At 58.7% G+C, this 9,293-nt stretch carries 13 protein-coding genes and 1 pseudogene; 13 read left to right on the top strand and 1 reads right to left on the bottom strand.

Features of this window, described 5'->3' with window-relative positions; genetic code table 11:
• The 8 genes from GEU01_RS24760 to GEU01_RS17430 form a co-directional block, all read left to right on the top strand.
• A partial coding sequence (locus GEU01_RS24760; RefSeq protein WP_269719726.1) for an IS4 family transposase occupies positions 1 to 369 on the top strand: 369 nt, incomplete at its 5' end.
• A gap of 116 nt (positions 370 to 485) precedes the next feature.
• Entirely contained in the window at positions 486 to 896 is a 411-nt protein-coding gene (locus GEU01_RS17460; RefSeq protein WP_026018840.1) for a hypothetical protein, read from the top strand.
• Positions 889 to 1,533, top strand: coding sequence for a hypothetical protein (locus GEU01_RS27025; RefSeq protein WP_019087113.1), 645 nt, complete (start codon positions 889 to 891; stop codon positions 1,531 to 1,533). Before GEU01_RS17460 ends, GEU01_RS27025 begins: the two co-directional genes overlap by 8 nt.
• Positions 1,534 to 1,948: 415 nt before the next feature.
• On the top strand, positions 1,949 to 2,104 hold the full coding sequence (locus tag GEU01_RS26460; protein ID WP_010512122.1) for a hypothetical protein: 156 nt from the start codon (positions 1,949 to 1,951) through the stop codon (positions 2,102 to 2,104).
• A 72-nt stretch (positions 2,105 to 2,176) separates the two neighbouring features.
• Entirely contained in the window at positions 2,177 to 3,076 is a 900-nt protein-coding gene (locus GEU01_RS17445) for an ArdC family protein (protein ID WP_019087112.1), read from the top strand.
• A 57-nt stretch (positions 3,077 to 3,133) separates the two neighbouring features.
• On the top strand, positions 3,134 to 3,517 hold the full coding sequence (locus GEU01_RS17440; protein WP_232272605.1) for a hypothetical protein: 384 nt from the start codon (positions 3,134 to 3,136) through the stop codon (positions 3,515 to 3,517).
• Positions 3,514 to 3,903, top strand: a complete 390-nt coding sequence (locus GEU01_RS17435; RefSeq protein ID WP_019087110.1) for a hypothetical protein — start codon at positions 3,514 to 3,516, stop codon at positions 3,901 to 3,903. The genes GEU01_RS17440 and GEU01_RS17435 overlap by 4 nt, the downstream gene beginning before the upstream one ends.
• Complete coding sequence (locus tag GEU01_RS17430) at positions 3,900 to 4,280, top strand: hypothetical protein (RefSeq protein WP_019087109.1); 381 nt, start codon at positions 3,900 to 3,902, stop codon at positions 4,278 to 4,280. Before GEU01_RS17435 ends, GEU01_RS17430 begins: the two co-directional genes overlap by 4 nt.
• Here the strand turns inward: GEU01_RS17430 and GEU01_RS23150 are convergent.
• On the bottom strand, positions 4,277 to 4,789 hold the full coding sequence (locus GEU01_RS23150) for a hypothetical protein (protein WP_042710928.1): 513 nt from the start codon (positions 4,787 to 4,789) through the stop codon (positions 4,277 to 4,279). The two genes, GEU01_RS17430 and GEU01_RS23150, sit on opposite strands and share 4 nt — an antisense overlap.
• 357 nt (positions 4,790 to 5,146) lie before the next feature.
• Between GEU01_RS23150 and ssb the strand changes: the two genes are divergently transcribed.
• The 5 genes and pseudogenes from ssb to GEU01_RS27615 all read left to right on the top strand — a co-directional run.
• On the top strand, positions 5,147 to 5,617 hold the full coding sequence (gene ssb, locus GEU01_RS17415; RefSeq protein ID WP_019087106.1) for a single-stranded DNA-binding protein: 471 nt from the start codon (positions 5,147 to 5,149) through the stop codon (positions 5,615 to 5,617).
• A 580-nt stretch (positions 5,618 to 6,197) separates the two neighbouring features.
• Positions 6,198 to 7,397, top strand: a complete 1,200-nt coding sequence (locus GEU01_RS17410; protein ID WP_019087105.1) for a DUF3991 and TOPRIM domain-containing protein — start codon at positions 6,198 to 6,200, stop codon at positions 7,395 to 7,397.
• Between the two features lie 82 nt (positions 7,398 to 7,479).
• Positions 7,480 to 8,037 (top strand): hypothetical protein, encoded by a 558-nt coding sequence (locus GEU01_RS27020; RefSeq protein ID WP_019087104.1) that lies wholly within the window; start codon positions 7,480 to 7,482, stop codon positions 8,035 to 8,037.
• A pseudogene (locus GEU01_RS27620) lies at positions 8,034 to 8,880 on the top strand (UvrD-helicase domain-containing protein); the annotation flags it as partial. The gene GEU01_RS27020 and the pseudogene GEU01_RS27620, both read left to right, overlap by 4 nt.
• Positions 8,881 to 8,949: 69 nt before the next feature.
• On the top strand, positions 8,950 to 9,293 hold a 344-nt coding region (locus tag GEU01_RS27615), incomplete at its 3' end, for a 3'-5' exonuclease (protein ID WP_408734721.1).

Genomic DNA, 9,293 nt, shown 5'->3' with positions numbered 1-9,293 from the left:
AAGCTTGAAGAGCTCCGCCTAACGACCGCAGGCCGGCTCGCAAACTGTATCGCCTTATGCTGCGTGGTGGCCTGGCGTATCTCATGGATAACAATGCTCAGGCGTGAATTACCAGGGACGTCGCCTTCTACCGTTTTTACAGATGTGGAACGCCAAATACTCGAACAGTTCACACCCATACGCAAACTCAGCACTTCACCAGACCTGGATTTTTACATCCGGGCAGTCGCCAGACTGGGTGGTTACCTTGATCGCGCTTCCGATGCTCCGCCCGGAACAACTGTTATCTGGAGAGGAATGTCTCGCCTGGCAGATATCGTTACAGGTGCTCTCTCCTATCAAATTACAGAAGAAAAAATTTATGGGTAACTGCAAGTTGTCCGGCAGTCCATCCCATGCCTGCACAAAGCTTCCGACCCCGTCTGTCATTTCTCTCGCGAAAGTCCGGACATGCTTCGGGCTTTTGTTTTATGGGGAGTTTCCCGATGGCCAATTACTTCACTCATTTTTCGTGTGTCCTTGATGTAGGGACGGCTGAAAATGCGGAGAGGGCGCTTGAACTCTATCGGAACGAGCCGGAAGATCCTGACGGCTTCTGTGTTTCAAGTGGGTTCTCTCTGAGCGTATCAAGCGAAAACATGTCCAGACTGTGGATCCAAGACGACGGTAGTGGTGACCCTGAGTGTGTTGTTATTTTCGTTTTGAAGTGTGCCTCCACATTCAGTTTGTCGGGACTGTGGGGGTTTGAGTACGCCAACACCTGCTCGCGCTCACGTCTCGAAGCCTTTGGTGGAGGCGCACATGTGATCGATCTCGGCGCGCGACGATCTGTCGGCTGGGTTACCACCAATGACTGGCTGGCGGCTGCTCTCGAAGGAGACACTTCCGATGCATGAAATTATTGCCGTTCCTGTCTATCAAATTGATGAATTGTCCGGATCAGCTCGTGAAAAGGCTCGCTGCTGGTACCGGGACTTTCTTCACCGCTTTTCCTGGTGGGATGCGGTCTATGAGGACTTTCTGCAGATATGCGGCATACTTGGTGTGGACATTGCTACGTTTTTACCCCGGGGTGCAGTAACTCCAGAGCAAGGCGGTCCGTGCCTCTATTTCCGAGGATTTTCTAATCAGGGGGACGGAGCTTCATTCGAGGGGATCTACCGATATGAACGGCATGCATCCCATGAAATCCGCCGTTACGCGCCACGGGATACGCAACTCCACGCGATTGCTGACACCCTGGCGCAGATCCAGAGACGGAATTTCTACCAGCTAATCGCCCGGATTAGCCAGACCGGGCCCTATTATCACGAATTTACAATGACCGTCACTGTGATACGTGAAAGTCAAACCGGATGCGAAATGACCGAAGACGCCGCGCAGATACTCTCTGATGTCATGCGTGATCTTGCACGATGGCTGTATCGCTCTCTCGAAACAGCATGGGATTACGAATCTTCCGATGACGCCGTCGATGAGGCCATTCGCATCAATGAATATACGTTTACGACGAACGGTATCCGGTTCGGATAGATCGTCTGCGCGCAAGGCCGTGGCGGCCTGAAACCGGTCGGCATGGTCATCAGAAGCATGAATATACGGCATGGCTTTGAGAGGGCCCATCAGGACATGCGGGTGAACCGTGTTTGCAAGCAGAGAAAAAGACATGTTTACAAATATAAAATATAAAAATATTGTTTTAAATGATGTTCCGAGATGTATGTATAAAAATATAATATAAAATAATTATAATCAATAAATAAAAAGAAAATATAGAGAGGATCGGCACCACAGTCCAGCCTGCCGCGCAAGGGGTGGCTCCTCGCCGTGCGCGATGGCTGCGCCATCTGTGCGCGGCTCCGGTGCCGCCGCTGTGCGGCGCCCTTGCCCGCCAGTCTGGCCTGCGGTCGCCGGAAGGGGTCGAAACCCCCGAAAAAAGGATCTGGAAATGGCACAGAACCGCATCGCGCCGCCGTCCCGCCCTGCCGTCGAAATCGCCAAATTCGTCGCCATCGTGCTCCTCTGGACGGCCTCCATGGTCACTTTCCTCCTGCTGCCCGACGTCTTCCTCGATCCGTGCACGGGCATCATCGATCTCAGGTGACACCACTCTCGCCATCCGCTGCCCATCCGCACCGCCCTTCGGGGCGGCGTCTGCATTTTCTGGAGACTGATCATGGCCAGAACCGAACGTACCGATATTCACCAGTCCGTCACTGACCGCATCATCCGCGAACTTGAAGCGGGAACCGTGCCGTGGGTCTGCCCGTGGAGCCGCGCGAAATGCGGCATTGCCCTGCCGCGTAATGCCGCGACCGATCGGGCCTATTCCGGGATCAACATCCTGATGCTGTGGGGTTCGGTAGAGATGCAGGGGTTTTCTACCCAGAAATGGCTGACGTTCCGTCAGGCGCATGCGCAGGGCGGCAATGTCAGGAAAGGCGAGAAGGGAACGACGGTGTTTTATGCTGACCGTTTCACGCCAAAATCGGAAGCGGGTTCCGACGAGCCACGCCAGATCCCGTTTCTAAAGCGGTTTACGGTGTTCAATCTTGACCAGTGCGAGAACCTGCCGGAGAGCATGGTCACGCCGACCGCGCCGCTGCCGGAACGCGAAATCGTGCCGCACGCGGAAGCGCTGATGCGCGAAACCGGGGCGGACATTCGCATCGGTGGCGACAAGGCATTTTATGCCCCGGATGCGGACTTCATCCGGGTTCCGCCCCAGCAGTCCTATTTCAACCAGATCGATTGGTACAGAACCGTCTTTCACGAGATCGGGCACTGGACCGGGTCCGAAAGCCGACTGTCGCGCACCTTTGGCAAGCGGTTTGGTGACCATGCCTACGCGGCCGAGGAACTGGTCGCAGAGATGACATCAGCTTTCGTGTGCGCGGAACTGCAGATCGAGCCGACGGTCCGCCATGCGGATTACATCGGGAACTGGCTGGCACTGCTGAAGGCTGACAAGCGCGCCATTTTCACCGCAGCGAGTGCTGCTTCAGCCGCGGCCCAATACATTTTCAGCTCATCGACACGTCAGCCGTCTCTCGAGGACGTGGCGTCTGCCGCCTGAAACCCAACCCTGAAAACCTGTGCGCCCGCAAGGGCCCACTGGGCGATGGAGTTCATCATGCCTGTCTTTGCCCTGATTGCCACTCCCGCCGTGCGCATCCGTTCCGAGCGCAGCACCATCCTTCAGGCGCTGCCGATGGAACACCTTGGTGCACGGGGGATGACAGAAGCCCGGACGCTCGCGGAAATCTCGACTGCCGTAACGCTTTACGGTGAGAGGATCGCCAGCGCACATCCCGGGCGCTCGTTTTCCATCAGTGTGCATATCCGTCGGGGCGATCGTAAGCCACGTGGCTTTGATGCGGCTTACCGCGCTGGCGCCCTGGGGACGGACAGATGGGTTCTCATGGTCGATAACGACGCTGATGGCGCGCGGATCCTGCATGGACGATCCGCAGCCGAAACCGGAAACATGGCGTCCTGCAAAGGAGACGTGGCATGATCCGCCAGTATTATACGTCTCCATTCCAGGGCGGTAATAACCCGCTCCGGGTCGGGACGATTGCCAGTGGAACCATCTTCCGTCTTCCGGCACCTGTTTCAGGACGTCCCTATCGGACCCGGCCGTGGATCGTGGAATGCTTTCTGAACGGCACGATGGGGGCGGCTGCGCTGAACCCCGTCACGGGTCTTTGGGAAGACCGTTATATGCGAGGCCGCTCGGATCTGGTCGTATTGCGCAGCCTCGCCAATGTCCGCCGTGTGACCGTGGCAGTGCGCTATCTGGAAAGGATGAATGAAGAGGGCCTGGGCGAGGGGCATTATCCGGATCTGCCGGATGTGAACCGCTTTCATAACGGCTATCGATGCCGGAGCCGGGTGTCATGACGGCGGGGCCGATCCTGTGCGAGCGGCTTCGGATCCCGCCTTTCGACCCGGCTGTCCTGAAACCCACCCAATGGGCGACGGCCCAGCAAAAGGCAAAGCTTGGTAATGCGATCCTGCGGTTCATCGCACTCGGAATGCCTGCAGAAAAATTTACCCCGGCCCTGTATAGCCGGCTGAGCAATATGTTCGGATTTATCGCGCATTATAATCGGACCGGCTTCGCGCAGACATGGTTCGACAATGCAGCCACACGGCGCGATTTCCTCGATCAGGTTGCGCGCGAGAAGGCGGAGCTGGCCCGTCTGCAGGCAAAGCATGGCGGAACAGCGACGGCATCGAATTCATCCGTGCCCACCGTGCAACTCGGGCTGCTCTAGCCCTGGGCCATGCGCCAGGAGCCATGCCAGTCGAGGCACCGGCCCAGGAACACCAGTGCGGCACGCGGATATTTCCGGATTTCCAGAAGGCTGCCGGTGGGTACCTCCATGTGGTAGGCGCTAATCCGGGTAGCGCAATGCGGCTGGCCGCGCAGGAACTTTATGCCCCTGCCGGTTCGAACTGCCTGACGGGGACCAAAAACACCGACAACGTGACGGCCACCGAGGTAAATATCGGCGTTGAACTGGCGCCACAGCGGTGCCCGGATATCCTGCTCGTCGACTTCGACCTGCACGGTGCAGCAGTCATGCCACGCATCTGGCGTGCCATCCACGCCATACAGGGTCTGGCAGAGCTGGCGGATCGCCTGCTCGTGTTCGGGGAGGAAGGACCAGCCGATTTCCTTGCCGAGAAAACGTCCCCTGTAACGTCGGGCCTGGATTGCCAGTTCGGGATGAAAGTCGGCCTTCAGGGTGATGCGGCCTTCCGACGCAGTAATCACGGCCATGATGAACTCCCAATGTAGAGACAAGGAAATTCTAGGACGACTATCATAATTGTACAAGAATAAATGACACGATTATGAGCGAAATAGAAAAATAAAACAGAAATCAAAATCCAAAAGCATGACCTCGGCCCCTGCCGGGTCTCTGACCTGGTTTTTGCGGTCTGAAGCGGTCGTCGTCGGGCGCAACCCCCAGGCCTGCGGTCGGGACGGCACCGTGAAGCCGCATGCGCGGCTTCCGCACCACTGCCGCCCCGAGAGGTTGCGCCCGCCGCCTGTGGCCCGCTTCCGCGCGACCGCACCAGGTCAGAGATCCGGCAGGGGCCGGAGACGACCAGGAAGGAAAAAAGGAACAAGACCATGAGCCAGTCAGTCAATCGCGCCATCATCATCGGTCACCTGGGCAGGGATCCGGATCTTGCCGCACGTAGGGAAGGGGAGGGCAAAATCGCATCCTTCGGCGTGGCGACAAGTGAAACCTGGACCGATCGCGCCAGCGGTGAGCGCAGGGAAAAAACCCAATGGCACCGTGTCGTCTCTTTCAATGACCACCTTTCGGCCGTGATCGAACGTCGGTGCCAGAAGGGAACATTGGTCTATGTCGAAGGCCATCTCGAGACACGCAAATGGACCGACCAGCAGGGACAGGACCGTTATGTGACCGAGATCATCATTGATCGGTTTGATGGAAACCTGAAGGTGCTGGCCAATGGTCGAAGCACGGGCGATGGACGCTTTGATGAAGAGCATCCCTCGCGGAGCACTGCACAGCGCCCCGCTCCTGCCGCAACTTCCAACGCGCAGGACGTGGATGACGAAATCCCGTTTTAGGCCGCGCGGCGTTCCGGGTCGTCAGCGACCCGGAGCATTGTGCCTGTTCAGGGAGAAGAAAGTGCGGCTTTTGCCGCGCCAGTTCTCGTCATGAATACTTGTGAGGACTGTCAGACCTGATGGCGCGGGCGATCGGAAACGCCTGTCTGCCGACACCGGAACGCCGGTCGTCCGTCCACATCGGGGATGAGCTGTGTCTCTCCTGTTTCTCTATCGCCCTTTATACGGGCTCGTGAACCTTATTTTTTCGTCAGTCGCATGATGTGGGCGCAGACGGGATACTCCACAGGGAGTATCTGGCGCCGTGAATGCCCGCTCGTCCATAGTCCCGGTAATGCGTGTGCAGTGGCGCGGGCACATGCCGTTTTCTTCCGCGCGTAAACTGCAGCCATTCGTGCGTCCTGTATTCTTTTGCAGGTTACGCAGAATAAAAACTCTCAACGCGGAATATCAGGACGCAATATCTCGACGAACCATACAGAGGTTGTCGGATGTTTCCGCACGATCATCTCAAATACTCACCGTAAATACCGGAGCGGTCTGAAACACAACCCATGCTGTTCGTGAAGGAGTGTCTTTCATGGCTTACACATCTTCCCCGGAAGCACAGCAAAGAGAACTTGATGAGCTTCGCAATGCTGTAAGCTGCGCCGTTGTGCTGGAGAAAGCCGGGTTCCGGCTGGATCGGCAGGCCACCGCGCAGCGTTCCGCACGTAACCTGAAATTTCGCCGTGACAGTGAGGCCATTATTGTCAATCACGATGGCAAGGGCTGGTGGGACCCGAAGGGCGACGGCAAGGGCGATGTCTTCAAGCTTGTCCAGTATCTCGATCCCTCGAAGAACCTCGGTCATGTCAGGCAGGAACTTCGCGCCCTGATCGGCAGGAGCCCGACGCTCGAAGTTGTCGAGCGTACGAAGGGAGCCGATGACAGACCGCGGCGCGATCCCGCTGAACTGTGGAACCGTCGCGCCGCACCCGGGCAGGGGACGGCTGCATGGTGCTATCTGACGGAGATCCGTGGGTTGCCCGACCATATTGTCGCGATTGCCGGACATCAGGGGGCGCTGAAGGAAGGCCCGCACGGAACTGCCTGGTTCGGCCACCGGGATGCGGACGGGCAGTTCACCGGCATGGAAATGCGGGGGCCGGATTACAAGGGGTTTTCGACGGGCGGGATTGGCAAGCGTCTCTTTGGTTTCCGGGCCGACGGGGGAGAAGCACCCGTGACGCGCCTTGTCCTCACCGAGGCGGCCATTGACGCATTGTCCTTTGCAGCACTCGATCGCTTCCAGAAAGGAACGCTCTATACCTCGACAGGTGGCGGCATGAGCCCAGAGAGCGAAGCGAACCTGAAACGGGTCATGATGCAGGTCGCCGCCCAGCCTGAAGCGCGACTGGTTGTTGCCGTTGATAACGACCTGCAGGGGGATCGTTATGCCGGGAAATTCGCTGCGATGGCACGGGACGTCGGTCTCTGGTCAGGACGGATATCTCCGAAAGGGCCGGGAGAGGATTGGAATGCGGTCCTGAGGACCCGCAGGGAAGGAATGGAGGCAGGTTCTGTTCCCGTTGCGCCCTTGTGCCGCCTGTCCGAAGTCCTGGGTTCAGGGGCGAAAGCGCAGCCGGAGACGGTTTCCCCGTCATGGCTGGGTCAGGCCGAGGCGCACGGCACGCAGCGGCCGCCGCGGGTTTCGGACGCCTCATTGCCTGCTTCGTCTGAACCTGTGGGCAAGCCCGCCGGGCCACGGTCAGGTTCATCACCGGGGCTGTCCTTGTGAACCAGCGTGAATCCTTTGTGCTCACCGGGCAGACGGCATCGCGGGCTGCAGGCTTTGTCCAGATATATGCAGGCCTGCGCGCATGCCCGAACGGCTCTGCCAGGGTGGCGACGGGTATGCGGGAATACGTGGCGCGTCGATTGCGGGGCAACGCGTGGCCTCGATGGCTCGAGGCCGGGACTTGGCAGGCCGCATCGCCTCCTTCACTGACGATCACGGGATGATCGTCATTTACGGCTGGCGTGCCACAGAGGTGGGCGCCAAACGGTCCTGCGCGCAGGATCATCTCACACAGGAGAGGGTCATGGGATATGTTTCAGACTATGCGGATCTGGGGATTGCGCGTCTGGCGATGAAGGCAGACCTTTCGCGGACGTTTGCCGGGTCGCGCTCGGCCCAGACCATCTGGAACCGCCACCTGCGCCAGCGTCTGGCGCAGGCAGAAGATGATCCCCCGATACCGCAAAGTGCAGTCCGCCTGTACGAGCGGCCGGGCTGTCCTGTGGGCCTGGTTATCGATGGACACTGGGAACGCGGGCTTGGGAACTGGGATCTTTCCTGTCCGGCGACGATCCTGCTCTCGACCGGTAAGATCACCACCACCCCGGGTTGCGTGGCGGAAGGGCTGGAAGAGCTATGATCGGTGATCTTCCCGTTCCACGCGCTCTTGCGCCCGTCCTTGACAGTCTGACGCCAGAACAGCGGCGTGCGGCGATGGCGCTGGGATATGTTCTGGTTCTGGCAGGGGCAGGCACCGGTAAGACCAAAACCCTGACAGCCGGGGTCGCAACCCGCGTCGAACTGCATGGCATGGTTCCTGGCCAGATTCTCTGTGTAACCTTTACCAACAAGGCCGCCCAGGAAATGCGCAAGCGCATCGGAGACGTTCTTGGGCCGTACTCGGTACCGACATGGCTTGGAACCTTTCATGCCCTGGCTGCCCGACAGCTACGGGCCGAGCCTGAAGTGGCGCAATTGCGTAGCGGCTATTCGTGACGCCGAGGACAGTCTCGCCATCGTCCGCCGCCTGATCAGGACTGTCCCGAAGGAAAAGCTTCCCGTGCCGCAGGAAGGAGCGCCAGGAGACGCGAGACAGATTAAAAAAATGGCCGAGCGGATTGCGCGGCTGAAAGAGGATCTGATCACACCGGTGGCTGCTTTCGCGCATGTTGAAAGCCTGATCCGCAGGCGACAGTCGGCGAATCTCCATGTGGATCATGAAAGCTGGCGCTTTGTGGTCGGGCTGTATGGTCGTTACCAGGCGATCTTGCGCGAGCAGAACGCGGCGGATTTTGGTGATCTGCTGATGTGGCCGACCCTCGCGATGTTGCATGATGCAGAATACCATCGCCGATGGTCCGCCCGTTTTACGGCCGTGATGGCGGACGAGTTTCAGGATGTGAACCGCGCCCAGTACCTGTGGCTCACGTTGCTTGGCAGGACGTCTGGTGAACTGTTCTGCGTGGGTGATGATTCCCAGAGCATCTATTCCTGGCGCGGGGCGAAAGTCGGCTTCCTGCGGAACTTCCCGCATGAGTTTCCTGATGCGAAGATGTTCAAGCTGGAGGAGAACTTCCGTTCCACCCGCCATATTCTTGATGCGTCGAATGCGGTGATTTCATTTGACCCGTCGCGGATCGAAAAGAGACTGTTTACACGTCGGGGCGAGGGCCTCCCGATCGAGGTTCTGGGGTTCTCCTACGCCACCGAGGAAGCTGCGGCGCTCATCCGGGAGATTGGCCGCCGCGCGGCGACCGGCGTCGCCTGGCATGACATGGCTATCATTTACCGCCAGAACAGGCTCTCCCGAACGCTGGAGGAAGCACTGCTCCACGCCCGTGTCCCCTACGAGATCATCGGAGATGTGGGTTTCTATCGGCGTACCGCCGTCAAGGA

Source organism: Komagataeibacter europaeus LMG 18890, from assembly GCF_000285295.1.
In the GTDB taxonomy this organism is placed as follows: Bacteria; Pseudomonadota; Alphaproteobacteria; order Acetobacterales; family Acetobacteraceae; genus Komagataeibacter; species Komagataeibacter europaeus.
Note: the sequence above shows the minus strand (reverse complement) of the source record. Positions and strands in the feature narration are given on the sequence as shown.